Origin of the sequence: Acidithiobacillus sp. YTS05 (genome assembly GCF_024396695.1) — a bacterium.
Classification (GTDB): domain Bacteria; phylum Pseudomonadota; class Gammaproteobacteria; order Acidithiobacillales; family Acidithiobacillaceae; genus Igneacidithiobacillus; species Igneacidithiobacillus copahuensis.
On sequence record NZ_CP094359.1, the window covers coordinates 1,676,648 to 1,701,505 of the forward strand.

Here is a 24,858-nt window from a genome sequence, read left to right on the forward strand (position 1 = left end):
CTCAGAGTTCGCGACCAATGGCCTCGGCCAGCTTGCGCAGATCGGCCATCAGGATTTTGAGCTGTTCGGGGCTCAGTGCCTGATCGGCATCACACCAGGCCTCTTCCGGGCAGGGATGCGACTCGATGAGCAGACCGTCGGCCCCAGCAGCGATGGCGGCCTTGGCCAGGGCAGGCACCAACCAGGCCTTGCCGCCGGCATGACTGGGATCGACGATGACCGGCAGATGGGTCTCCTTTTTGAGGAAGGGGATGGCGGTAACATCGAGGATATTGCGGTAGCTGGTCTCGAAGCTGCGGATGCCGCGTTCGGCAAAGATAATGCGGTGATTGCCGTGGGCGGCGATGTATTCAGCGGCCATCAGCCATTCTTTGACGGTGGCGCTCATGCCCCGTTTGAGAATGATGGGCACTTCCAGGCGACCCACCTCTTTGAGCAGATCGAAATTCTGCATGTTGCGGGTGCCGATCTGGATGACGTCGACCCGCTTTTCCAGGAAGAGATCGATTTTGCGCACATCCATCAGTTCGGTAACGATAGGCAGATTGAAAGCGTCGGCGGCGTCGCGGAAAAAGTCGAGCCCCTCATCCCCCACCCCCTGAAAGGTGTAGGGACTGGTACGCGGCTTGAACGCACCCCCCCGCATCAGGCGACAGCCGGCCGCCTGGACTGCCGCCGCCGCCTGGCGCATCTGCTCTGGCGTTTCCACCGAGCAGGGACCGGCGATTACCTGAATCTGCTTGCCGCCAAAGGGGATTCCGCGGACTTCGACGATACTGTCACTGGCCTTGAATTCACGGCTGACGAGTTTATACGGTTTGAGAATGGGCATGACCTGTTCCACGGCGGGCAAGGACTCCAACATTCCCTCGGCAATCAGCCGTTCGTCGCCAATGAGGCCAACCACGGTCCGCTCGGAGCCATTGCTGACCATGGGTTGCAATCCCAGTTCGCGGATCCGTCGCAGCAATTGCTCGCGTTGCTCGGCAGTTGCCTGGGGTTTGACGATGACGATCATGATTCAGAGTACCTCACCCAAAGTCTGTAAAAAACGCCGGTTTTCCTGCGGGGTGCCCACACTGACGCGCAGATGGGAGGGCATTCCGTAAGGCAAGAGCGGCCGCACGATCACCCCTCGGCGCAGCAGGGCCTCATACACAGGCTGCGCCGGGCCGGGGGTGAAAAAGGTGATAAAGTTGCCCGCAGCCGGCAATATTGTCAATCCAAATTTTTGCAGTCCATCGGCAAGCAGAGCGAGACCCACGGCATTGTTCGCCAAGGTCGCCTGCAGATGCTCGCTGTCGGCCAGGGCAGCACAGCCCGCCACCTGCGCCAGACTGTTGACATTGAAGGGCAAACGCAGCCGTTCGAGGAGGGCGATGAGTTCGGGATGGGCGACGGCGTAGCCCAGGCGCAGCCCCGCCAACCCGTAGGCCTTACTGAAGGTGCGCGTAAGCAAAAGATTGGGATGCGCTGGCAAACGTTCCAGGCCGTTGGGGTAGTCCTGCGCGGACATCAGTTGCGCATAGGCCTCATCGAGCACGACCAACACCTGCGCTGGTACCCGCGCGAGGAAAGCATCCAGCTCGGCACTGGAAAAATGCGTGCCCGTAGGATTATTGGGATTCGCCAGAAAGATCAGGCGGGTAGAAGGACCAACTCGCGCGGCCATGGCATCGAGATCATGGCCATAGTCGCGAGCGGCTACCTGCACGAGTTCCGCTCCCACCGAGCGTGCCGCAATGGCATAGGCGGCAAAGGCATATTGGGACACGATCACCTCTGTGCCCGGCCCGGCAAAGGCGCGGCAGAGCATGGTGATGATCTCGTCCGAGCCATTGCCAAAAAGGATCTGCTGTTCTGCCACTCCATGTTTGGCGGCGAGGGCGGCGCGCAACTCTGGCGCGGCACCCTCTGGATACCGTCCCAGGCTGCGGCAGGCGGCACTGATGGCTTCTTGCACGCGGGCGCTGGTGCCCAGCGGATTTTCGTTGGAAGCCAGTTTGATGGCATCGCGAATGCCGAGTTCGCGCTCCAGCGCCGCCAGGGGTTTGCCCGGTTGGTAGGATTGCAGGCCCTGGACCCAGGGCATGGGCTGAACCGAGAAAGACATCAAAACACCGCCTTGGGATAACTACCGAGAATACGCACGAATGCCGCCTGCTCCTGCAGCGCCAACAGGGTGGAGCGTACCGCCGGATCCTGCTGATGACCGAGAAAGTCGAGGTAAAAGACATACTGCCAGAGCGCGCCGCGAGCGGGTCGCGACTCGATCCGCGTCAGGCTGATGCCAGCGTCGGCAAAGGGCGCGAGCAAGGCGTGCAGGCTGCCGGCCCGATGCGCGCCACCGACCACGATGCTGGTCTTGTCGGCACCGGTGCTGCGTGTAGCAATCTTGCCGATCACCCAAAAACGGGTACTGTTTTCGGGGTTGTCCTCGATCCCTTGGGCAAGCAGCTCCAGTCCGGCATGCTGGGCGGCCGCCAGGGTGGAGATGGCCGCACCCTCCGGATCCGCTGCCGCACGCTGCGCTGCCTCCGCATTGCTCGGCGCATCGCAGAGCTCGACGGCGGGCAGATTCTGCGCCAGCCACTGGCGACACTGAGCGCGGGTCTGATAGTGCACATGCACGCGACGGATGGCCGCCCGCGGGATAGACGCTACCAAATTGTGGACAATGCGCAGTTCCACCTCGCCGCAGATTTGCAGGGGATAGTCCAACATCAAGTCGAGGGTCTGGTTGACCGCCCCCTCGGTGCTGTTTTCCACCGGCACGACACCAAATTGCGTGGACCCGCTGTCGGTCTGACGGAAGATCTCGGCAATGTTGGCAACGGGGACGAAGCTCGCCGACGTACCGAACTGCTTCTCGGCAGCCAGCTGCGAAAAAGTCCCCTCTGGTCCGAGATAGGCCACCTGCAGCGACTGCTCCAGCGCCAGCCCGGCAGAAATGATCTCCCGGAAGATCCTGCCCACCTGCTCGGCGGCAAAGGGCCCGGGGTTCTCTGCCATCACCCGACGCAGAATCTCCCCCTCGCGGTCGGGGTGGTAGAACTGGCTACTGCCGGCTGCCCGCTTGCAGACCCCCACGCGCTGCGCCAGACGTCCTCGTTCCGAAAGCAAACGCAGGATTTCGCTGTCGACACGATCAATCTCCTGCCGCAACTGCAGCAGTTCTGTCTCCCCCGCTTCAGCCATGGCGGTGGGCAAAATCGTGGAGGAAATCGACCAAAGCCCGTACCCCGGCCTCGGGCATGGCGTTGTAGATCGAGGCGCGCATGCCGCTCAACAGGCGATGGCCCTTGAGTTGTAGCAGTCCCCGCTGCCCCGCTTCCTGCAAAAATTCACCATCCAGACGACTATCGCGCAGAAAGAACGGTACATTCATGCGCGAACGATTGGCGGTGGCGACGTCATTCCGGTAGAAACCCTCGGAACCGTCGATGGCAGCATACAATGCCGTTGCCTTGCGGGCATTGATTTCGGCCATAGCCGGCAGGCCGCCCTGCTGCAATAGCCAGCGAAACACCAGCCCCGCCACGTAAATGGCAAAGGTAGGCGGCGTGTTGTACATCGAAGCGTTTTCCGCATGCACCGCATAGTTGAGCATGGTCGGTACCTGCGGCCCCGCCTTGCCCAGCAGATCCTCGCGGACGATGACCAGGGTCAGCCCTGCCGGTCCGATATTCTTCTGCGCCCCCGCATAGATCAGGCCAAAACGACTGACATCCAAAGGTTTGGAGAGGATATTGGAAGAGGCATCACTGACCAGCGGTACTTCTCCCAACTCAGGAATGAAATCAAATTCGATACCGTCGATCGTCTCATTGTCGGCAATGTGGCAGTAGCGATGCTCGGGGCGCAGTTGCCAGCTTTCCTGCCGCGGCACGGCATGGTCCGCTGCCGTCGCGTTACTGGCGATGACATCGATCTCGCCAAAGCGCCGTGCCTCGCTGCTCGCCTTGCGCGACCAGATACCGGTCTCGACATAGGCGGCACGACCGCCCGCGAGCAGGTTCATCGGTACCATGGCAAACTGCTGGCTGGCGCCGCCCTGCAGGAACAGGACCCGATAGTTTTCGGGAATCGCGAGCAGTGTACGCAGATCGGCCTCGGCCTGCGCAATGATACCCATGTACTCGCGGCCACGATGACTCATCTCCATCACCGACATGCCGCTGCCATGCCAGTCTGGGAGTTCTTCCTGCACCTGCGCCAGGACCGGCTTGGGCAATACCGCCGGACCGGCGCCGAAATTATAGATTTCTTGCGGCATCACAGATCTACGGGCAGTTCTCCCTGCCCCTCCTCGTCGTCTTCCGTATCGGCAATCAGCGCCAGGCCTGCCAAGTGTTCCCCTTCCCCCAGATTGATCAGACGCACACCCTGGGCGTTGCGGCCCGTGCGGCGGATTTCCTTTACGGCCATGCGGATCAGAGTGCCACCGTCGGAGACCAGCATCAGTTCGTCGCTGTCCTGCACCGCCAGGGCGCCAACGACCTTGCCGTTGCGGGCAGTCGTCTGAATGGCGATGACCCCTTTGCCACCGCGATTGGTGCGGCGATACTCGGCCACCGGCGTGAGCTTGCCATAACCATTGGCCGTAGCGGTGAGGATGACCTGATTTTCCTCGACCAGTTGCGCGGAGATGACGCGGTCCTCCTCCGCCAGGGAGATACCACGTACGCCCCGCGCGGTACGACCCATGGGCCGCACCTTGTCCTCTGGGAAACGCACCGCCATACCGTCGCGGGTGAAGAGCATGAATTCCCGCTGACCATCGGAAAGACAGACGGCCACCAGGCGATCCCCCGGATCGAGATTGATGGCATTGATGCCCTGGTTGCGAGGCCGCGAGTAGTCCATCAGCGGGGTCTTTTTGACCACGCCATGGGCCGTGACCATGCAAACGTAGTAGCCTTCGAGGAATTCGCGCACCGGCAGCACCGTGGTGATGCGCTCAGTGGGGGCAAGGGACAAGAGATTGACGATGGGCTTGCCGCGCGCGCCGCGTCCCGCCTGCGGAAGCTGATAGACCTTTTCCCAGAAGACCTTGCCCAGATTGCTGAAGAAGAGCACATAGGCATGCGTCGAAGCGACGAACATCCGCTCGACAAAATCCTCTTCCTTGGTGGTGGTCGCCACCTTGCCGCGCCCGCCGCGCCGCTGCGCATTGAAGGCGGTTACCGGCTGCGCCTTGATGTAGCCGGCGTGGGTAAAGGTAACGACCATGTCCTCTTCGGCAATCAGGTCCTCATTGCTGATGTCCCCGGTATTCGCCACGATCTCACTGCGCCGGGCATCGCCGTACTGGTCACGGATAGCGACCAGCTCTTCCCGCACCACCGCCATCAGCCGTGCCTCGGAGCCAAGGATGGCGAGGAGCTCGCCAATCCGTTCGAGCAGACCGAGATACTCATCGCGAATCTTGTCCTGCTCCAGACCCGTCAACCGGTGCAGCCGCAGGTCGAGAATGGCTTGTGCCTGCGCCTCGGAGAGATGATAGCCGTCCGCCTGCAGTCCCGCCGATGGCTCGCCGCGTTCGCGCAACAAAGCCTCGACCATGCCCGGTTGCCAGACCCGCGCCAGCATCTGCGCCTTGGCCTCCGCCGGGCTGGCGGCAGCGCGGATGAGGGCGATCAGAGCGTCGATATTGGCGAGGGCAACCGCGAGCCCTTCGAGAATGTGGGCGCGGTCGCGGGCCTTGCGCAGCTCGAAGATGCTGCGGCGGGTAACGACTTCGCGACGATGGCGTAGGAAGGCTTGCAACAGGTCGCGCAGCCCCAGCGTGCGCGGCGCGCCATCGAGAAGGGCGACCGTATTGATATTGAAAACGCTCTGCATGGCACTGTGCTGGTAGAGATTGTTCAGCACCACGTCGCCATTGGCATCGCGCTTGAGTTCGATGGCAATGCGCATACCCGACTTGTCGGATTCGTCGCGCAGGTCGGAGATGCCATCCAAGCGCTTTTCCTTGACCATCTCGGCAATGCGCTCGATGAGTCTAGCCTTGTTCACCTGATAGGGGAGCTCGGTGACGATGATGCTCTGGCGCCCGGATTTTTTGTCGGTTTCAAACTCCGCGCGGGCGCGCATCACCACCCGTCCCCGGCCGCTACGATAGGCCTCCAACGCTCCTTCGCGCCCCAGGATGATGCCCGCGGTCGGGAAATCTGGCGCCGGCACCAGGGCGAACAAGTTTTCATCGCTTAGCTCTGGATTATCGATCAGGGCCACACAGGCGTTCATCACCTCCGTCAGGTTGTGCGGCGGGATGTTGGTGGCCATACCCACAGCGATACCCGCCGAGCCATTGATCAGCAGGTTGGGAATGCGCGCCGGCAGGACCAGCGGCTCGACTTCCTTTTCATCGTAGTTGGGGCCGAAGTCGACGGTCTCCTTGTCGATATCCGCGAGCATCTCGTGCGCAATCCGCGCCATGCGCACCTCGGTGTAACGCATGGCCGCCGGGCTATCGCCATCCACCGAACCAAAGTTGCCTTGTCCGTCAATGAGCGGGTAGCGCATAGAAAAATCCTGCGCCATACGCACGATGGTGTCGTAGACCGCCGTGTCTCCGTGCGGGTGATATTTACCAATCACATCGCCCACTACGCGCGCCGACTTCTTGTAGGGCTTGTTCCAGTCGTTGTTCATCTCGTGCATGGCGTAGAGCACACGTCGATGCACGGGCTTGAGACCGTCGCGGACATCGGGCAGGGCACGCCCGACAATCACACTCATGGCGTAGTCCAGATAGGACTGCCGCATCTCCTGTTCGAGACTGACGGGGATGGTTTCTTTGGCGAAGTCTACCATTTATTGTGTATCCAACGATCGAGACATCAAGGGATTATGCCAGCATTCGCCGGGCCGCGCACTCGCTCAGCCGCGCAGGGCTGCCAACGCCTGGGTGTAGGGTGCCCGTGCCACCCCCCGTTCGGTAATGATGCCGGCGATGAGCTTCGCCGGGGTGACATCGAAGGCAGGATTGCGCACCGCCACCTCCGCTGGGGACATCTGGCGACCACCACAGTTGCGCACCTCGTCGGCCGCGCGTTCTTCGATGACAATCTGACTGCCCTCCGGCATGGCAAAATCCACCGTGCTCAGCGGTGCAGCAACGAAGAAGGGAATCTGATGATAGTGGGCCAGCACCGCCAGGCTGTAGGTTCCGATCTTATTCGCCGCGTCGCCGTTGGCGGCAATGCGGTCGGCACCGACGATGACTGCCTGGATCCTGCCCGTTGCCATCAAATGACCAGAGGCCGCGTCCACATTCAGAGAGAAAGGAATCCCCTCTTTCTGCAACTCCCAGGCCGTCAGCCGTGCACCCTGCAACCAGGGGCGCGTTTCATCGGCGTAAATCTGCCAGTCGCGGCCGGCAGCAAAACCGGCGCGAATCACCCCCAAAGCGGTACCATAACCACCGGTCGCCAGACTCCCGGTATTACAATGCGTGAGGATCCCACCGCGCTCCGGCAGGGCTTCGACCCCAAAGCGCCCCATGCGTTGATTGTCGGCGATGTCTTGGGCGAGGAGATCATGGGCGGCTTGCAACAGGGCTGTCCGCGCCGCCGCTGCACTGGATTGCGCACGCGCCAGCTGCAGTTGTCGGTCGATGGCCCAGGCGAGATTCACCGCCGTTGGCCTTGCCGCCCGCAATTCGTCTGCTGCTGCTGCCAGTGCCATCTGCCAATCGGCTTGCTGGGCGACGCTGTCCATCGCCAGGACCATGGCGTAGGCGGCAGTGATGCCGATTGCCGGAGCACCCCGCACCACCATATCGGTGATTGCCTGGCCGGCCGCGCGGTAGTCCGCGAGTTCCAGATAGGTCTCCTCGGCCGGTAGACGGCGCTGGTCCAGCAACAGCAACTGATGGTCCTGCCAACGAATCGGGCGGATCTCGGCACGCATGAGGCACACTCCTTGGGCGATGGATTGGCGCCAATATACGAAGCAGCGAGGAGTCTGTAAAATTCGCCACGACAACAACGACTCAGGAATTCCTTCATGTCCAGCTACCCTCCCCTCCGCCTCCGTCGCCACGAAGATCGCCGCCTGCGTGCGGGCCACGTTTGGATCTACAGCAACGAGGTCGATACCGCACAAACCCCCTTTGCGCAGCTGGAACCAGGAAGCGTAGTGCAGGTAGAAGACAGTCAGGGCCATGCCCTGGGACTCGCCCATCTCAGTCCGCATTCCTTGCTCTGTGCCCGTCTGCTGACCCGCGATGTACGCGAGGCCATCGACATCGGCTTCTACCGCGGGCGCCTTGCCGCTGCCCTGCGTCTGCGGGAGCGTCTGCTCGATTCTCCCTACTATCGTCTGGTGCATGGCGAAGGCGATGGTCTGCCCGGTCTGATCATCGACCGCCACGGGGATTTTCTGGTGCTGCAGATTGGCAGTCAGGGCATGGAACGCGACCTTTCCCAGATCGTCGCGGCACTGCAGGCGGAAATTCCGCAACAGGGCATCCTGCTCAAGGCGACTGGCGTCGCGCGCAAGATGGAAGGACTGCCCGAGCGGGTCGAAGTGCTGGCCGGCGAAGTACCCGCTACCATCGAGATCGAAGAAAATGGCTGCCGTTTCACGATCGATCCGTATGCCGGACAAAAGACCGGCTGGTTCTACGATCACCGTGCCAATCGCCGCCTGTTGCAGCGCTTTGCTGCGGGGCGCCGGGTGCTCGACCTGTTCAGCTACAGTGGTGCATTCGCCCTGCCGCTCGCCAAGGCAGGAGCCAGCGAGGTGCTGGCAATCGACGCCTCCGCCAGCGCCCTTGCGCTCTTGCAGCGCAATGTGGCAGCCAATAGCCTCGGACAGATTCGCGCCCAACAAGGCGATGCCCTGGAAAGCCTGCGTCTGCTGCGTGATCAGGGGGAGAGCTTTGATCTCATCGTCCTCGATCCGCCGGCGCTGATCAAATCGCGCAAGGACATGAAGGAAGGCGTACAGGCCTATCGACGCCTCAACGACCTCGCCCTGCGCCTGCTGCGCCCTGGCGGACTGCTTTTCACCGCTTCCTGCTCCTTCCATATGTCGCGGGAGATGCTGCTGCGGGAAATCGGCCACGCCGCCGTGCGCAGCCCCAGCGTCATCCTCGCCGAAGGCGGTCAGGATCTGGACCATCCCGTCCCTCCCGCCGTACCGGAGAGCCGTTACCTCAAGGGCTTCCTGCTGCAGCGACCCGATCCGCAGACAGAGACCGACGCCTAGTCCGCTTACATCCAAGCAGCGGCATCGGTTTTTGACAAAAGCGGCGCCATATCGCTACCATTACTGGCCCGTAGAAAGCAGTCATGCCGTTGTAGCTCAGTCGGTAGAGCAACTGATTCGTAATCAGTAGGTCAGAGGTTCGATTCCCCTCAACGGCACCAAATAAATCAACGTGTTACGAATAAACTCCAGCTTCATTTTTCCTAATTGGTGCACTAATTGGTGCAGTCAAATCAGATGCCAGTCAATCCTGGGCAATAAAAAAGCCCCGCGAGGGGGCAAGGCTGTCTATCCAGGGGGTAGGGTAATTTAGCCAGAAATCAGTTTTTCCAGAGCCGTCACAACGGCTCGGGCGTCCACAGCCGACAGGTCACAGGACATTCCTGCACAATCGAAGATGCGCTCGACCAGAGCAATGGGAATGGGCACAGACAGAGTGGAGACTCCAACAGACGGCGCCACAGAGGCGTGGCTCTGAGGGACCTCCGGAATCTCCTCGCTGGCTCCTTCCACCATTGCTGCTTCGGGTCTGATTGGGTAGCTGTCTTCCTCCTCCAGAGGAACCGGGGAAGAGCCGGGGTCCTTTTCCCCCTCTTCCTCGTAATCTTGAGACTCGATCTCCGGGTCCCTGACCACACCTGCGTTGGTCTCCAACTCGTCTGCACCACTCTCTGCACCCACATCTTCACGGACTTTAGGAGTCTTGGGTTCCTGCTGTACTACGGGTTCAGTTGCCCGTTCCGGCAACGGCCGTTCCAGGGGTTCCGGCTCTCCGTCCAGGATTCGCTGGGCCCTGTACTGTTTGACCGGATCAGAGTTCTGAATATGGTCCGCAACGAATTGTAGATCCTCGATCGGGAGCTTCCGTCCCCGAAGCTCTGGAAAACGCCCCTCCAGGATGTGGCGAGTTTCCATCTCATCCAGGAGTCCTCGCGAGAACGGAATTCCCGTCTGCAGGGCATTTGCTACCAATTCCAGCAAAGAAGATCTGGTAGGATCTTTTTTCCACAAGATCATGCGCTGCAATTCACGGCCACCGATGGTTTCCAAAGAAAGTCCTATCTGCTTAGCGATCTGCCTTGCATCCTCGCTACCTTTGGCCAATACCTGGTCCACCCAAGATGGCGACCGTCCCAATCGCCGGGCCAGTTCTGCCTTGCTCACCTTAAGGGTCTCCAGCAAGGTCTGCAGTGCCTGGGCGACATCCTCGTTACGCATGTCTGAGCGTGCCAGGTTCTCCACCAGCTGCATTTCCATGCGGTCTGTGGGGCTTTCAGACTGCAGAATCACTGCGGGAATACGCTGCAGGTCATACCCCTTGCGCGCGCAGGCCTGGCCGCTTTCCAACGCTTTTTTTGCCGCACGCCAGCGCCGCTCACCGGCAATGATCTGGTATTTCCCTTTCTCTACCGCCTCTACCGTGATGGGCTGAATTACCCCATGCTGCAGGATACTGGCCGCCAGATCCTCCAGACTCTGGTCACCTCCTTCCCCTCCCTCCACGCTGCGCCGTGGCTGGTCGGGATCCGGCATGATCGCATCCAGCGGAAGGTACAAAGCCACCAGCGAGGGCTTCCCGAGGTCCTCGGGTTTCGATTGCAAGGCGGCCTTCGCACGGTCGAGGTTCAGTCCTTTTAGTACCGAGTCTTTCATGCTTATCCTCCTTCGCTGGCTGCTGCCAGCTCCTGCGATGCCAAAGCCGCCTCGGCGTCCTTCGGTTCGTCGGTCTCCCGGAGATTGGGGTCGTCATCGTCGTCTGGAACATTGGCGAGCAGAAAGTCAAAGGCCTGATACCAGGCATCCTTTTGCCCATCGTCGCGGCACAGTTCCCAGTACGGCTTGCCCAGCCGCAGTGCCGTGCGGACATCTTCCCGATCGAAGAGCAGATGCGGAATGATCCATTCGGGAATCTTCTCCACCAGCTCCTTGGCCGTTGCATGATTCTTCGCGGAATTTGCCTTGAGCCGGTTGATCAGGACCCGAAACTCCAGCTGAGGATTGACCGGCAGAATGCTCTCGAGATTGGTCTGGATGATGGAGAGGAGTCCCTGGGTACCCAGCGCATCCGGTGTGACCGGGACGATATGCTTGTCCGCCACCATCAGCGGTGCCACCTGCCGCACTCCGGGTGCCGGTGGGCAATCAATGACCACCAGGTGATACCGCCCCTGATCCGTTTCCAGGGTCTCCAGCCGTCGCAGGGCGAGTATGGCCGCTTCCAGGTCGTCATCGACCACATCGAGCGCCGACGAGGCCTGCAGGAAGTCAAAGCCATACACAGGCGACTGCTGGATGGGTATCTGGCGGTCGGGATACCACAGGTCCAGCGCGGTATTCTCATCCGTCTGGTGGTATTCTCCGTCGCCGGTACAGAGGTAAGTGGCACTTCCTTGCTGGTCCAGATCGACCAGCAGGACGCGGTATCCCATCTGGTGGGCATGGATCGCCATGTGCGCGGCCAGGGTCGTTTTCCCTACCCCGCCCTTCTGATTGGCAAACACAAAAAATTTTGGCTTCACGATAGGTCCTCCGGTGATGGTAGCTGATCGGGTATAGCCTTCATCCGTTGCGCTTCTGGATTTTACCTGCCGGTCTGAGAAACTCCTGGACGATTGCCGAGACGCTGACGCTTGCCGGCAGCCGCGCAAGCTTGGCAGCGGCATCTGGGGTCAGTGCTACCGCAAACGGCTCGTAGGGTGGCTCCGGGGCGGGACGATTGGCCCGCCGCAGGCCCAGGGAGCGTAGTTCTTCGAGGGGGCGACGGACGATTTCTTCACAGACCCGCTTCGAGCGGGCATCCGCATCCTCGAGGTACAAGGGATCCATCAAATCCCGACGCAGGCGGGGAATGATCCGGCTCTTCATTCCGGCATCCCCCTTTTTTCGAATTGCACCAGGTAGCGACCTGCGCCGAGCGACTTGACCTGTGCGGGCCCAACGATGTTTTTGGTGTACTCCGACACCAGTTTGCCCGGAATCGTCTTTTCGTGAATCAGCGCCCGGTACCGAGTACCCACAAAGGGATGGAAAACTGGTGGCTTCGGCGGCGGAACCGGACGAGAACCCGTGCCAAAGTGCAGGAGAAAGGAGCTTCCCCCCACCAGAAAGATACCTCCGAAGATCAGGGCATAGGCCTGAATCTTCTTTGCCAGAACAGGGTCCTGGGCAGCTATCCGCCGATGCACAGTGCCTATGAGGCGAGTGATTTCTATCACCACGAGCGCCAGAAACACTAATCCACCGAACATCGCCATAACATGGTGGATATCCGGCCCACTTTGCGGGTGCAATGCAATCTGTCTCCCAATCTCACCCAGGGATTGGGCACTGCTGCAGATCAAAATCAGGACAATATCCAGGAGAATCAACCAAAAAAGCACGAAACCCAGTGCCCACTTCCCTTCGGCTCTGGCGACAGCCCGCCAGTCGATTCCTTTCCATAACAATTCCCTCATGAGCTTTCTCCCTTATCCGTAGGGGTTGGGTTCAGTGGGTAGCGCCGGACCCGCGACGGAGACCGATCCCACACCCGTACCCACGTCATTGACACCTTGGCGATAGGGACCGGGAAATACCAGGTCCCTGGTCACCACCACGTTGAAGGCATAGCCCGGGCGAATGGTCAGAGTCGGCGACACATTGATGTAGCGCTGAAAGAGCTGCGCCTCGGCCTGGCCAAAGGTCTGCGCCAGGGCCTGTTCCCCATCCTGCAAGGCCTCATTCCCCGTCACGCCCGTGGTGTTGTTCTCGGTGCTGACGGGACTCGCAACGGCCATGCCCACATCGATGAGGGAGAGCAGCAAGGCGTTCTTGAAAATCTCCCAGGTATGGTCGTCCACCAGGTCATGGAAGCCGACATAGCCGCGAGGCGACGTGCCCGGCATCCGGCTGAGCTGGAGGTAAGTGCCATTCGGGAATTCGATGCGCGTCCACTCTACGCCCAGACGGTCTTGTCCCATGGCCACCGCATTGCGATAGCTGCCGATCAGGGTCGATCCGGCAGGGATGAGTACATACGAGGCATTCAGGCTGTTGTAGACTGGATGGGCGACGACAGCTTTTACCCGGCCAGCGAGGTCTGATTTGATTCCCTGCGTCAGAATGGCCGGGATGACCGTTCCCTGGAGCAGTTCATACGGGCTCACCTCTCGTCGCACCAGATGGGTGCTGTATACGTTTTCCGCCTGTTTGTGCTCGGCTTTCTTGGCCAGCGCGGCTGCCAGCTGCACCGCGCCCGCAATCGGCCGACTCGAAGCCGCCGAAGTCTTGCTCTCCCGATCGTTTCCCCAGGTCACCGTAGAGCCCGCGCCTTTGAGCGCCTGATAGAGCGCAGTAACCTGCGGGTCCGGCTGTGCTGGGGTCGTAGTCGCCGGCGTGACGGGAGACTGAGTGGACGCCTTCGCACCCGACTGGGTTGCTGCCGTGGAAGACTGCGTCTTGCTGGTCGGGCTATGAATCGAAGCCGACTCCCGCTTTCCCGGCGCGATGTTGGGTGGCCTATGAATGACCTCCTTGGCAGGGCCCGTACCACTTCCAAACCCGTGAAACAGATCGATGGCGGCGAAACCTGCACCACCGACGATGACGAACCCGGCAACCGTGTAGGCCACGATCCGCCCGGATTTGAGATGCGCTCCCAGGCGATTCTTGTCGGGTAGCAGGGTTCCGTGGACTTTGCCTGCAGAACCCTCGCCCAGGGGAGTGTCGTTGTTTGCCATGACTTCCCTCCTTAGGGGCGCTCGTGGATGAGCTTGACCACCTTGCCACTGCTCCCCTTGCCTGCGAGAAGCAGAATCTTTTGGGGCACGCCATCGACGATGTAGTACCCGTCGCGGAACGTGGTATTGATGATGGCCGGCTGGCCTGCGACATTTTCTGCGAGGATCGAGGGAATGCCGCCATGGCTTCCCTGTCCCGGCTTGAACTGGATGAAGGTCTGCTTTCCATCATCAAAGACCCGCTCTGGCAGGATGGAACGGCAGTCGCTGCTGCTGAACCAGCCGCCACCGGCGCAACGCATCTTCCAGGAGAAGTCGAGATCGGTGGCATTGATGCTGGGGAGGGTGGCGACGGTTTCGGTCGCTACCTGCTTAGCCTTGGCCGCGGAAGCCTGCTGATCCTGCTTCCAGGAATACTCGATACTGCCGGGGTAATAAAACCCGATCATCGGCGTGTAACGGCGGGCATCGGAAGTCACCTCGACGACATAGATCATCGGCTTTCCGCTACGAGAGCTGCCGGTGATCACGAGATTGCCATGCAGGCCGGCAAAGCGCGGTGTGACCGCCAATTCCGGCTGATCCCCCGCCATGAGGGTTTTTAGCTGCCAGTACCCAGGGGTCAACCCCTGGCCTTGCGGATTCTTCATTCCGCGTTGCAGCAAGATCAGGGAGGTATGTAGTGGTGCTGTCACCAACGTCGGCAGGCTCTGCCCGAAGGCATAGAGGACTTCCCCATTCGTGCCGGCAATGGGGGGTAGATTTTGGGTCTTGCCTGCCTCATAGGCGGCGACCAGGGCCGCTTCCATGGCTTTCTTGGAGCGCGCCGAGATTTTCCCCTCGGGTGGCGCCTTGATCGCCTGCTGCCAGATCTCCGCAGACGATTCTGCAGACACCCCATTGGTAGTGACATTGGGCTGGTCAACGGTCTGGATACTCTGGTGAATGGCCGGTACCTGCCCGGAGATACCATCAGGTGCCGGGGACGTGGTGACGACATGAGCAACAGCAAGTCCACTGCAGCTCAAGAGGGATGCGGCGACGGCCGCACAAAGAATCGACTGACGCATGAGAATTCTCCTTTATGGAATGGGGTTCCAGGTGAAAGAGGTGATGAAGATGCCGAAGGGATCGGCCTGCAGGACTTTGGGGTTGTCCGAGGGAGGCTGTACGCGATACGTGACCGTACCCTGGTATTCCTTCTGCCACTGGATGGAGCCACTGGAACCATACTGCGTCTCCTGCCACTCCACCTGCATGGTTCCGCCCTTGGCGGTCACTGTCCCAACCGGCAGTACGGAAAGAATCTTGACGGTGCGCCCACCTTCGTTTTTGGTAAAGTTGGAGTAGGGATTGTGGTGCTGGTAATAGGCAGTGAGCCGCCCGCTTTCGCGATTGCCCACAACATCATAGGTCGACTTGTAGATCTGCTTTTCGGCAGCCACGACCGGAATGCGCTCGCGAACCTTGACTACCCAATTGGCGATGACGTGACGCACGACGGGGAGGTCCAGGGTACCCTCCTGTACCTCCTGAGCCAGGTGTACTGCCTGTCCCAGGTGATTGACCTGGACCACCCAGGGGATGGTATGGACCCGATCCGCCTCGTAGACCATACCCGCCCCAAACAGCGCGGCAATCCCGAGCGCCGCAAAAGCCACCTTGCGCCAGTTCCGTTCGCCGGCAATATGCGTTCCGTAGCGTTCCAGCCAGATGCGCTGTGCCACGAGATACGCCTTGACGGCAGAACTTTCCTCGCCATCCAGTCTCTCCAGAAATGTATCCAGCTCCTCCAAGGAGGAAGGGGGTTGTTTTTTTGCCATCGGGCAATCCTCTCATCAGGCCAAAACCAGTTCCTGTTCTGGTATAGCCAGCCGAAAAGGGGATAGGTAGGGAAGAAACAGCCACCCTTGGCCTACATGTGGCGAACTGCCCAACCGCATAGAATCAAGATATACTCATGTCCTAATCGTGACGATGGGCAACTAGGGGATGAAGCTTTTGGACCACATCAAGAATTGTCAAAGCCTTGAGGAGGTTCGCCAGCAAATTGACGATATCGACCGAAACATTGTTGCCCTTCTGGCTGAACGAGGGGCCTACGTCAAGCAGGCGGCACGGTTCAAGAAAAGTACTGATGCAGTCAAAGCGCCTCAGCGGGTTGAGCAGGTCATTGCCAGAGTCACTGCCCTGCCTGAAGAGCTCGGAGCAAATTCTACGGTTACGGAGCGGGTCTATCGTGCGATGATTGCCGGCTTTATTGATGCGGAATTGGCTGAACACGCAATGCTTCAACCGTAGACCAAGAACCACAATACTTCGCCTAGCTACACATCCAACCCCATAAATCCAAACCGGAGTGGGGCCTACTTTTACCACTGCTCGATGTTGAGTAGCCCTAATAAATCGTTCAGCACCGGCTCTGTGGTCCTCGCACGTTGCAATACATCATCCCCGAAGTGGGAATCATAATTGCGAGAATCTAGGGCATTATCGTTGACAAATGGAGCTAGGCGCGATTTCAACTCCCGAGACTTTCCCTCCGCTGGTTGCCCTATGGCACGCAACAGTACAGCCTCGATACAAGGCTGGGACCCCAATACGTGAATCCCTTTTTCTTTTGCGAGTCTTTGCACCTCTGACGTCCAGTCCGTATCTGTGTCCAATAACACCGCCACACGGTCAAAACTGGCCGACCCGCGTAGTCGAGCAGCATATTCAACAACATGTTTTGCGCCTTTACCATGAGCACATCGCACGGTAATTTTCAGGCCGCTTCCACGTGATACGTACATTTTTCGGAGGTGATTCACAAAAGCTTCTTCCGTCTCCCCCTCGACGACAAGGAGAAGAGTACGACATTGCTGCAGACGTAACCTCCGACGACTTGGCATTACAGATTGGGAACGGCGCCAAATGCACCGGCCATGTATTTACCATATAGGCTGACATCGGAGCGAACGCCATTGATCTGATCAAGACGGAAAGCACTGCTTTCGCACTCTTCGTTTTTCTCCACCAACATCACTTGATGTTTCCCCAATAAATCTAGGACCTCAATCGCGTGGCTCGTAAATAGCAGCTGCGCGTTATGCGGATTTGTATAGCGACTGGCGAACAGATCCAGGATTGCAGAGAGCATATGGGGATGCAAGTCACTCTCAAACTCATCGATCACCGCTAGACCACCACGGCTCAGCGTTGGTAGCAGTAACGAAAGCAACGATAACGCGGTTTTGGTGCCGTTTGATTCCAAGAAAAATGGTAATTCGTAACTTTTCCCACGGCTGTCATGATGACCGATAGGAACCCAAATTTTTTGGCCGGCATCGGGGCTGCTTAAGTCCACGGCCTGCACCATCATGTTCGACTCACGTATGCTCACGCCGGATAGCCCAAAATCCCAGCCCCGCAACAGATTCTGAATCTGCTCGAGCAACTTTGGGTTTTCGGCCAGGCTTTTTCCAGCTTGAATAACCGCCATGTCACCCGTCTGGACACGACCAATCATATTGACATTGCTGCTCACAATAGGAGTGGCCAACGTCAGTGCCAAAGGAACACCGTATTGTGCTGCCCAAGCTACCAAGGAGACGTTTGGCCTAACCTCCTGTGCCTTGTTTTGGTCTAATCCAAACTCCTGCTGCTTCACGGTGTATCCTACTTTTGTCTCATTCCAATCGCGGATAAACACATGGCGATACCTTCGACCCTGCTTGCGATGGAGCGACTCATGTAGGACACGCTGCGGTGTGCAGCGAAGTAGGTATTTCCAGAGAACGTTTCCGACCTCCGCGATGCATTCAATCTCTATTGGACTATTAGCGTTGGCGAAATGTGGAGACAGGGGTATTGGGGAACCAGGCTGTGTCTGCAAAAAGGAGGAGCTCAAGAACCAACCCAGAAAGGCTACCGGCTTCAACAGTGCCGTCTTGCCGGAGGCATTCGCACCGACGATCACCATCGCCTTGGATACCTTATGGCCACCACCATCGGTCACGAGCCAGTCGGAGTCGGAAGCCCTTTGGTTAGCCGTAAAATCAACCTCGACCCGGTCTCTAAAAGACTGAAAATTGGTCACCGCATAGCTGTGCAGCATAGTCTTCTCACCGTTTCACGCCATTTCGCACAGAATTTTGTGTCAAATGAGTTTATACCTATGGCAACGTCGCGTCCACCAATCTGGTAATCTGAACAAATAGCGCTTGGGTTGCGACTCACTTCAACCAGCCGAAGCCCAGATGTCATAGCTAAGGTTCGACCCCGATACCAAAAAGCCCCGCTGCAAGCGAGGCTTCTCATCACCAGTGCACCAAGGGGGTCACCAGCGAGCGCTACGGCGGCCTTCCTGGAAGCCCCTATGGCGAGCACGATCAATGTCAGCCTTGCTATACAGAAGGCCAACATTTCCGGTAGGTGTGCGGATGAAAAAGAACCAAAACAAAAAAGATCCGAGGGGTGCGAAAACTAACCCAGCGAATAGGTAAGGCCCGATCCCGGGCATGTCAAACAGAAAGATGGGCCCCAAAATACTGGCAACGATCAGGTAACCAATGATACCAAGCACAACCTTCATGACACCCTCCTGGGACCTCATCAATTCCCCAGCATCCTCTCCTACCGATAGCACAGTTTGTCTCGTCGAAACTACTCGCTGTGCTTCAAACCAGCGCCGGGGGCTTGTACACCCTCTTGTGAGGCCTCACCAAGGGACAAATGCTTCTCCAACTCTTGGTGTAACCCCGCCCCATCTTTGTATGTTTTTCTAAACCTCTCCGCCAGAGACATGGGACGATCGCTCTGCATGCCCGTGCGCACGGCATCTGCCATGGTAGCATGAAACTCTTGAGGCGCCATGTCCGCCATTCGCGCGGCTGCTGAAGGAAAAGGCGGAGGCTGTACACCCGCGGGCTTCGGGGGCGGAGGTGGTGGCGGAGGCTGCACTGCATGTGCCATGCCCGTATCCACGGCACTGGCACCCAGGCCGCTGCCACCGGCCATTTCCGTGGCACCGCCACCGGCAGCCCCTCTCATGGAACCCGCGGCCCCGGCATCCATTGCCGCAGCCTGCGCCCCGGTGAGCGCTCCGGCACCTCCTGCCGCACCGGCACCGGCGAGTGCTGCCCCTCCGGTTGCCACCGCTGCTGCTCCCAATGCGGCCGCAGTCGCCCCGGCCGTGACGAGTTCTCCGCCAGAGAGCGAGGAAGACCCCGCAAGCACGCTGTTTGCTATGCTAGGCAGCTTCTTGGTCAGCCAGCCGACCAGGAGGAAGAAGATCAGGATCTCTCCGTAGCCCTCGAACTGCCCAACGATATTGGTGCCGTTGTGCGAAGCAATGTTCAGGATGCGAGTAATGCTGGTCCCCAGCTGAGTTTCGACGAAGCCAATCCAGAGCGTGAGTACAAGGAGTCGGACACCCACCGAAACCGCATATTTGAAAAAACCCTCGGCGTATTGCACCGTCCAGCGGCTACCCGCAAAACCCAGCATGAGTGCGCCGACTGATCCCACGAGAAGCGCCTCGAGCTTTACGGCAAAATACTCGATGACCACGTAGACCATGATCATGAGGACGATCAGCGAACAGATTCCCGCCATCATGATGGCCAGAACGTCACTGAGTGCGGCCGTCCCGATGTGGGTAACATCATAGAGCCAGCCGTGGTGTGCCGTTTTGGGGCCCTTGAGCAGCGCATTCCAGATTTGCATGAGCGTGTTGAATATCGCACTCACTCCTACCGCATGCGCTCCACCAGCCTGCACTCCGGTCTGGTGAAAGCCCTGGAATACCCATTTGAGGAGTTGCTGGCTATTCAGCAGGATGGTGTAGAAGAAGCCAATAGAGATGAGCTTTTTCAGAAAGGACGTAAAAATCTCGTGGACGTCCTTGCCGCCGATGAGCCATTGGGCGACGAGATACACAAAGTCCACGCCGAACAGGAAGTAGAAGATTTCCTCCGATACCTTGAGAATCTCGGAGTACCAGCCGATCGCAACCGTGGTAAACGCGCTGATGAAGGGCGATACCGTGCCGGTCGCCGCGCTGGCTGGAAGGGAAACCGCGAGAAGCAAGACTCCCAGCAGTGCCGGGGTGAGGATGGAAAAGCGTGTGCGCATGGAGATCCCTCCTCAGTTCAGCCAGCCGAAGTTCGGATTGCCGTAGGTGACAGTTTTGGCAGGCTTCTTCCCGTTGTCGTAAATCTGCCATGCAGCATTGGCTGCCGCCTGACAATCCGCCTCGCGCGTACGGGAAACTTCTTTGTGCTTCTGGCAGTAGTTGATCGCCTTGTCACGGGCTTTTTTATGCTTCACGTAGTACGCCTGGGTGTACACCGGCGTGTGGCTGCAACCAGACATGGCCAGAACGGACAGGGTGAGAATTGCTAGAGATCGGAGTTTCATGGTCATGTCCTCAATTCAGCCAACCAAAGTTCGGGTTGCCGTAGGTGACGGTCTGCCCAGTACCATTGAGATCGTTGTTGAGTTCGTCTACAGCCGCAGTCTGCCCCGTCTGATCCGCCAACTGGGCCTTGCGCCAGGTCAGCTCCGCTGTCGCCTCGGTGTTGGCCGTCTGTTGCATCTGGGTGAGTGCCGATACCGTGGCCTGCCCCGCTGCAACGGCGCCTTGCAAGAGTGCATCCCGGCTATTGGGATTGCTGAGTGCCTGCCGGATCGATTCTTCCGCTTGTGCCTGGGTCGTAAAGGCATCGGGGTTGAGGTTGGCAGCCTCGAGGGCGGTGTTGAGGGCATTGTTCAGTCCGGTGGTGATGCTCTCGTAATGATCCGTGTATTCCGAGGTCAGCTGGGGATTGAAGCTCGCATTTAGGTTCTGAAACTGATTGGCGAGATTCATGGCATTGGTGCCCAGCTGCTGAGCCTGCCCAGCCATGCCGTAGAGCTGATCGATGGGCTGCATAATTTTTCCGATCATGCTTTGGGGCAGATTCACCATGTTCTGGGCCATGTTTTCGTACATCTGGATTTGCTGCACCAAGCGCTCGGCGCCTTCCACCTTCGATTGGAGTAACGTCGCTTCTTGCACGATCTGCTCGGGAAACGTCGCACCCCCGGTTACGGCACCGCCGGCAAGTGCAGGAAGTGGTATGACCAGTCCCAGGGACAGGACCAAAAGAACGGCAGAGGAAAGGGCTTTGTGTTTCATGGCATCGATACCTCACAAAAGAAAGACTCCGTGGAGGTATAGCCAGCACCAAAGGGGATCGGTAGGGGGTTGGACACACGAAGAACTACCCAGAACATAGCGCTTTTTTAGTTATAAGTGGGCCAACTAACGCTAACCAGCATCCACAGAATCTGCAGGCACTGGTGGCGAGCGCCACTGGTGCCTGCTAAGATCTGGAAGTAATGCGTTCTTACAGCATTCTTACTGGAGTGATTGAATGAGCACACTCGCCAAGATTACGAGCAAAGGACAAACGACCATACCTGCTAGCGTTCGAGAGGCGCTTCAGGTAAGTCCTGGTGACCTGATCTCTTGGGAATTGGAGCCTGGGGGCACTGCACGAGTACGGCGGGTAGTGCCTCTAGACCTGGAGTATCTTCAAGCGGTAGAAGCTCTGTTATCCGAATGGACCAGTCCAGCCGACGAGGAGGCCTATTGTGACTTATGAGCCTGGGCAGGTGTTGCGGGTTCCCTTTCCCTTTACAGATCGGGATGCCAGCAAGAATCGTCCTGCCTTGGTTCTGTCAGCAGAGGGTTTCAATCAACAAAGCGGCCACCTGGTCCTTGCCATGATTACATCCGCAAAGAACACCACTTGGCCGCTCGATTATCCCATCCAGGACCTGCGTGCGGCGGGTTTGCCTGCGCCTTCCGTTGTCCGAGGAAAATTGTTCACTCTCGATGCCCGGTTAATCCGGGGCGCCTTGGGCCACTTGTCCCCTGCCGACAAGGAGCGGCTAAGCGAAAACCTGAAACAGATCTGCGGAAATATCGTCTAACGTCCCGCCACCCCCCGATCAAAGCTCTGATACAGCGTATCCAGGTAATCTGCCCAGCTCTCCTGCAGCCCCTGCGGTAGCCGTTCCCGCAGCCAGACTGCCGGCCAGCGGGCACCGTACTGCGCCTTGAGCTTCTGGACGCGCTTGATGTCGCGGGGATCGTCTACGGCGCAAAACGCCAGAGCCACCGGTCCCAAGACAAAGGAAACCTTCCTGCTGCCCAACGGACTGCGGATGTAGTAGTCCTGTTTTTGCGTGGCCAGGGTCAGCAGCTCGATCTGTTTGTCATCCAGACCAAAGGCGTGATAGATCGGGCGCAGGTTCGTGGATCCTGCCTCCGGATTCGGCAGAAAGATTTTCGTCGGGCAACTTTCCTGCAGTACGGGCAAGAGCGGATGGTTCTGCAAATCTGCCAGTGACTGTGTTGCAAAGACCACCACGGCATTGCGCTTGCGCAGCTCCTTGAGCCACTCCCGGATCTTGGCGGCAAACATGGGGTGATCCAGCAGACTCCAGGCCTCATCCAGCAGGATCAGGGTGGGACTCCCATCCAGCAGGGTGTCGATACGATGGAACAGGTAGAGCAGGAGCGGAGCGACAATGCCCTTCCCCTCCTCTCCGGTCGGCAAATTGTCCATCTCGAAAGTGACAAAGCGACTGGAGAGATCCAGCCCGTCGCTGATGCCGTCCAGCAGGTTGCCATATTTGCCGGTACCAACATACATGCCGATGGCTTGGCGTAGCTTCTGATCCTGCAGGAGGTGCTGCACGTCGGTGATCGAGCGCCCCTGTTCCCCGGCCAGGCCATCTACCGCCTGACTGATGAGTGCGCGCTCCGCCGCCGTCACCGTCACCCCCTGGAGCGTCGCCAGACTTTCCAGCCAATCCTTGGCAAACAGGCGTTCACCGGGCTGGTCGATGCGGCTGAGCGGTGCAAATTGCAGGGGCAGACTCTCCCCGCCGAGATCGTAATGCAGCCCGCCCACGGCTTCGGTCAGGGTGAACATGGTCATCTTCTTGTCGAAGGCGATGACCCGGGACTTCGGATAGCGTAGCCACTGTGCCCCCAACAGCGCGAGCAGGGTACTCTTGCCACCACCGGTGAGGCCCATGATGAGGCTGTGCCCCACATCTGTGACATGCAGATTGAAGCGGAAAGGTGTTCCGCCACTCGATTGGGCATAGGCGAGGCAGGGTGCCTTGCGCCCGCGACGGCGGGCCGGCCCGTCCTCTTCCTCCTCATCCGTCAGAACGTAGTTCTGTTGGTCGTCGGTGCGCATCCGGTCACTGGGGCACTCGGCGCTTCCTGCCCAGACGGCAGTCTTCGGGGAGAGATCGACAAAGTTCAGGCTGTTGACCACGGGTCGACGGACATTCTCCCAGGTGTGCCCCGGGAGACTGCCCAAAAAGGCATCGACGGCATTGATCGTCTCCCGCTTCGGTACGAAGTTGGCGTTTTCCAGCAGGTCGATGACCGTCTGTACGCGGGCGGCCAAGGTCCTGGTGTCTTTGCCGCGCAGGACGATCGTCGCCGTAACATACCCAAAGACCACCGCCCCACTGGAAACGTCAGCATCGGCCAGTACGGTCTCCTGTTCCAGCGACTCTTTGAACTTGTCGGCGCGATCCTGCCGCACCTGCCCTTTGTCAAGAATCGCAGAGAGATACTCCCGCAGACTGAACTTGGAGCTCGACCATTTCTCCCGATACTGGGCAATGAGCTTTTTCGACTCGCGCGCGTCCATGAGGATGAAGCGCGTCGTATACCGAAGGGGAAACGGGAGATTGTGCAAGACTTCGAGCATCTCGGGTTGGGTGCGATCCGGATATCCGGTCACCGTGATCACCTCGATGGGCTCACCGTCCACAGCAGGCTCGAGGCCGGCAATGAAATCATGGTGCCCCAACAGGACATCGAGATAGGCCGGAATGAGAGGTGGGTTCACGCCGTGGGTGCGGCCGGTGAGACACTCGTGGTAGTGGGTCAGGAGTCCCTTGGCATCGCGCGGGCTCACGAGAAAGCTTTGGCGCAGGATGCCGCCAATGGCATTTAGCGCATTCCCGTATTGCTGCAGCAGGTCCTGGAAAGTGTCGCGTTGCTCTTGCCGCTTGGTCTCGACGAAAAACTGCCCGGCGAAGACTTCCGACTCTGCCGGCACCTGCCAGGTCAAGGCCAGATAATACCGGCTCACAAAATGTGCCCCCTCCTCCTCAAACTGCATGCGTCGTTCTGCGTCGATGAGCGTGGACACGGGATCAATGAAAAAAACCTGATCCTCGGGAATGTACCCTTCTGCACGAGAGCGAATGGCCGAGATATGCACCGACCAACCAGAGCCCAATCGAACGAGGGCCCGATTGAGTACACCGGCGACCCGGTTGAGAGCGCCGTCCGAGGTACTTTCGAGGTCCGGCCCGGCAAACTGCAGGACCGACAGAAAGGACCCATCCTTGTTGAGCAATACAGCGCAGGGGGCAGTGTCGCCTTTGGCATTGACCTGAAAGGCAAACTCCCCGGCCAGGATGGCGGGATTCAAGAGATCCGGGAAAGCCAGATCCCGGCTACGATGTGCCTTGATGTTCAGCATGTGCTTTTGCCCCGCTGCGTAGGAAGAATGAGAGTACCCGCCCAACAGGCGAGGGTTTGTGCGATTGGGGAATATCCCGGTACTCGGCATCGAGGGTGGCCCCGTCGGCATAGACGGTTTGGTATTTCCGCGAGCGACTGATGAGCGCGATCATCTGCGCATCGCGCTTGGCGAGTTGTTGCAGGATTACCTGCACCGCCGCAAAAAGTGCCACGGCAACGAGGGCACCGGGAATCGAAAGGGTGAAAAAATAGACAAAGATGGCAAAGGTGGCGTTGTAGAAGGTTGCCTGTCGCTCCGCCCCCATCAGTAGATGAGGGCGGACCAGCGACTGGTACAACCGGACCTGTCGGGTTCCGCCCATGGGAAGC

General features: G+C 59.0%; 24 protein-coding genes and 1 tRNA gene. 5 read left to right on the forward strand and 20 right to left on the reverse strand.

Annotation, left to right across the window (positions count from 1 at the left end):
- Nucleotide 1: 1 nt before the first annotated feature.
- The 6 genes from aroF to mtnA all read right to left on the reverse strand — a co-directional run bounded on the left by aroF (nucleotide 2) and on the right by mtnA (nucleotide 7,917).
- Complete coding sequence (gene aroF, locus MQE22_RS08315) at nucleotides 2–1,018, reverse strand: 3-deoxy-7-phosphoheptulonate synthase (protein WP_215871839.1); 1,017 nt, start codon at nucleotides 1,016–1,018, stop codon at nucleotides 2–4.
- Nucleotides 1,019–1,021: 3 nt separating this feature from the next.
- The gene (hisC, locus tag MQE22_RS08320) at nucleotides 1,022–2,113 is read right to left on the reverse strand and encodes a histidinol-phosphate transaminase (protein WP_215871840.1); all 1,092 of its coding nucleotides are present in this window, start codon (nucleotides 2,111–2,113) and stop codon (nucleotides 1,022–1,024) included.
- Nucleotides 2,113–3,198, reverse strand: a complete 1,086-nt coding sequence (pheA, locus tag MQE22_RS08325) for a prephenate dehydratase (RefSeq protein ID WP_215871841.1) — start codon at nucleotides 3,196–3,198, stop codon at nucleotides 2,113–2,115. Before pheA ends, hisC begins: the two co-directional genes overlap by 1 nt.
- Nucleotides 3,191–4,276 carry a 3-phosphoserine/phosphohydroxythreonine transaminase gene (gene serC, locus MQE22_RS08330; RefSeq protein WP_215871842.1) on the reverse strand — a complete coding sequence of 362 codons (1,086 nt, stop codon included), beginning with the start codon at nucleotides 4,274–4,276 and terminating at the stop codon, nucleotides 3,191–3,193. Before serC ends, pheA begins: the two co-directional genes overlap by 8 nt.
- Nucleotides 4,276–6,819 carry a DNA gyrase subunit A gene (gyrA, locus tag MQE22_RS08335; RefSeq protein WP_215871843.1) on the reverse strand — a complete coding sequence of 848 codons (2,544 nt, stop codon included), beginning with the start codon at nucleotides 6,817–6,819 and terminating at the stop codon, nucleotides 4,276–4,278. Before gyrA ends, serC begins: the two co-directional genes overlap by 1 nt.
- A gap of 66 nt (nucleotides 6,820–6,885) precedes the next feature.
- A complete protein-coding gene (mtnA, locus tag MQE22_RS08340) occupies nucleotides 6,886–7,917 on the reverse strand; it encodes an S-methyl-5-thioribose-1-phosphate isomerase (protein ID WP_215871844.1) in 1,032 nt (343 codons plus the stop codon).
- Between the two features lie 96 nt (nucleotides 7,918–8,013).
- Between mtnA and MQE22_RS08345 the strand changes: the two genes are divergently transcribed.
- Nucleotides 8,014–9,219, forward strand: a complete 1,206-nt coding sequence (locus tag MQE22_RS08345) for a class I SAM-dependent rRNA methyltransferase (protein WP_215871845.1) — start codon at nucleotides 8,014–8,016, stop codon at nucleotides 9,217–9,219.
- Between the two features lie 85 nt (nucleotides 9,220–9,304).
- Nucleotides 9,305–9,380, forward strand: a tRNA-Thr gene (locus tag MQE22_RS08350).
- 148 nt (nucleotides 9,381–9,528) lie between these two features.
- Here the strand turns inward: MQE22_RS08350 and MQE22_RS08355 are convergent.
- The 7 genes from MQE22_RS08355 to MQE22_RS08385 are packed head-to-tail and all read right to left on the reverse strand — an operon-like array spanning nucleotide 9,529 to nucleotide 15,760.
- On the reverse strand, nucleotides 9,529–10,872 hold the full coding sequence (locus tag MQE22_RS08355; protein ID WP_255789514.1) for a ParB/RepB/Spo0J family partition protein: 1,344 nt from the start codon (nucleotides 10,870–10,872) through the stop codon (nucleotides 9,529–9,531).
- A gap of 2 nt (nucleotides 10,873–10,874) precedes the next feature.
- Nucleotides 10,875–11,738, reverse strand: a complete 864-nt coding sequence (locus MQE22_RS08360) for a ParA family protein (RefSeq protein ID WP_255789515.1) — start codon at nucleotides 11,736–11,738, stop codon at nucleotides 10,875–10,877.
- A gap of 40 nt (nucleotides 11,739–11,778) precedes the next feature.
- Nucleotides 11,779–12,084: a hypothetical protein gene (locus MQE22_RS08365; RefSeq protein WP_255789516.1), complete on the reverse strand. Its 306-nt coding sequence runs from the start codon at nucleotides 12,082–12,084 to the stop codon at nucleotides 11,779–11,781.
- Nucleotides 12,081–12,674: a hypothetical protein gene (locus MQE22_RS08370; protein ID WP_255789517.1), complete on the reverse strand. Its 594-nt coding sequence runs from the start codon at nucleotides 12,672–12,674 to the stop codon at nucleotides 12,081–12,083. Before MQE22_RS08370 ends, MQE22_RS08365 begins: the two co-directional genes overlap by 4 nt.
- 12 nt (nucleotides 12,675–12,686) lie before the next feature.
- Nucleotides 12,687–13,937 (reverse strand): TraB/TrbI/VirB10 family type IV secretion system protein, encoded by a 1,251-nt coding sequence (locus MQE22_RS08375; RefSeq protein WP_255789518.1) that lies wholly within the window; start codon nucleotides 13,935–13,937, stop codon nucleotides 12,687–12,689.
- Nucleotides 13,938–13,948: 11 nt separating this feature from the next.
- Nucleotides 13,949–15,007, reverse strand: a complete 1,059-nt coding sequence (locus MQE22_RS08380) for a TrbG/VirB9 family P-type conjugative transfer protein (protein WP_255789519.1) — start codon at nucleotides 15,005–15,007, stop codon at nucleotides 13,949–13,951.
- A 12-nt stretch (nucleotides 15,008–15,019) separates the two neighbouring features.
- Entirely contained in the window at nucleotides 15,020–15,760 is a 741-nt protein-coding gene (locus MQE22_RS08385; protein ID WP_255789521.1) for a VirB8 family type IV secretion system protein, read from the reverse strand.
- Nucleotides 15,761–15,929: 169 nt separating this feature from the next.
- Between MQE22_RS08385 and MQE22_RS08390 the strand changes: the two genes are divergently transcribed.
- Nucleotides 15,930–16,238: a chorismate mutase gene (locus tag MQE22_RS08390; RefSeq protein ID WP_255789523.1), complete on the forward strand. Its 309-nt coding sequence runs from the start codon at nucleotides 15,930–15,932 to the stop codon at nucleotides 16,236–16,238.
- Nucleotides 16,239–16,309: 71 nt separating this feature from the next.
- Here the strand turns inward: MQE22_RS08390 and MQE22_RS13870 are convergent, their stop codons facing one another.
- The 5 genes from MQE22_RS13870 to MQE22_RS08410 form a co-directional block, all read right to left on the reverse strand.
- The gene (locus MQE22_RS13870; RefSeq protein WP_483190446.1) at nucleotides 16,310–16,831 is read right to left on the reverse strand and encodes an RloB domain-containing protein; all 522 of its coding nucleotides are present in this window, start codon (nucleotides 16,829–16,831) and stop codon (nucleotides 16,310–16,312) included.
- Complete coding sequence (locus tag MQE22_RS08395) at nucleotides 16,831–18,036, reverse strand: AAA family ATPase (protein WP_255789524.1); 1,206 nt, start codon at nucleotides 18,034–18,036, stop codon at nucleotides 16,831–16,833. The genes MQE22_RS13870 and MQE22_RS08395 overlap by 1 nt, the downstream gene beginning before the upstream one ends.
- Before the next feature lie 548 nt (nucleotides 18,037–18,584).
- Nucleotides 18,585–20,054, reverse strand: coding sequence for a P-type conjugative transfer protein TrbL (trbL, locus tag MQE22_RS08400; RefSeq protein ID WP_255789525.1), 1,470 nt, complete (start codon nucleotides 20,052–20,054; stop codon nucleotides 18,585–18,587).
- 12 nt (nucleotides 20,055–20,066) lie between these two features.
- The gene (locus MQE22_RS08405) at nucleotides 20,067–20,339 is read right to left on the reverse strand and encodes an EexN family lipoprotein (protein WP_255789528.1); all 273 of its coding nucleotides are present in this window, start codon (nucleotides 20,337–20,339) and stop codon (nucleotides 20,067–20,069) included.
- 10 nt (nucleotides 20,340–20,349) lie between these two features.
- Entirely contained in the window at nucleotides 20,350–21,099 is a 750-nt protein-coding gene (locus tag MQE22_RS08410) for a TrbJ/VirB5 family protein (protein WP_255789529.1), read from the reverse strand.
- Nucleotides 21,100–21,337: 238 nt separating this feature from the next.
- On the opposite strand from MQE22_RS08410, the gene MQE22_RS13875 reads away from it, so the two are divergent.
- On the forward strand, nucleotides 21,338–21,568 hold the full coding sequence (locus MQE22_RS13875) for an AbrB/MazE/SpoVT family DNA-binding domain-containing protein (RefSeq protein ID WP_483190447.1): 231 nt from the start codon (nucleotides 21,338–21,340) through the stop codon (nucleotides 21,566–21,568).
- Nucleotides 21,558–21,899: a type II toxin-antitoxin system PemK/MazF family toxin gene (locus MQE22_RS08415; protein WP_255789530.1), complete on the forward strand. Its 342-nt coding sequence runs from the start codon at nucleotides 21,558–21,560 to the stop codon at nucleotides 21,897–21,899. Before MQE22_RS13875 ends, MQE22_RS08415 begins: the two co-directional genes overlap by 11 nt.
- On the opposite strand, the gene MQE22_RS08420 is transcribed toward MQE22_RS08415, so the two are convergent.
- Together MQE22_RS08420 and MQE22_RS08425 are read right to left on the reverse strand one after the other, a co-directional pair.
- The gene (locus tag MQE22_RS08420) at nucleotides 21,896–24,487 is read right to left on the reverse strand and encodes a VirB4 family type IV secretion/conjugal transfer ATPase (RefSeq protein WP_255789531.1); all 2,592 of its coding nucleotides are present in this window, start codon (nucleotides 24,485–24,487) and stop codon (nucleotides 21,896–21,898) included. The two genes, MQE22_RS08415 and MQE22_RS08420, sit on opposite strands and share 4 nt — an antisense overlap.
- Nucleotides 24,462–24,851 carry a VirB3 family type IV secretion system protein gene (locus MQE22_RS08425; RefSeq protein ID WP_255789532.1) on the reverse strand — a complete coding sequence of 130 codons (390 nt, stop codon included), beginning with the start codon at nucleotides 24,849–24,851 and terminating at the stop codon, nucleotides 24,462–24,464. Before MQE22_RS08425 ends, MQE22_RS08420 begins: the two co-directional genes overlap by 26 nt.
- Nucleotides 24,852–24,858: the final 7 nt, after the last annotated feature.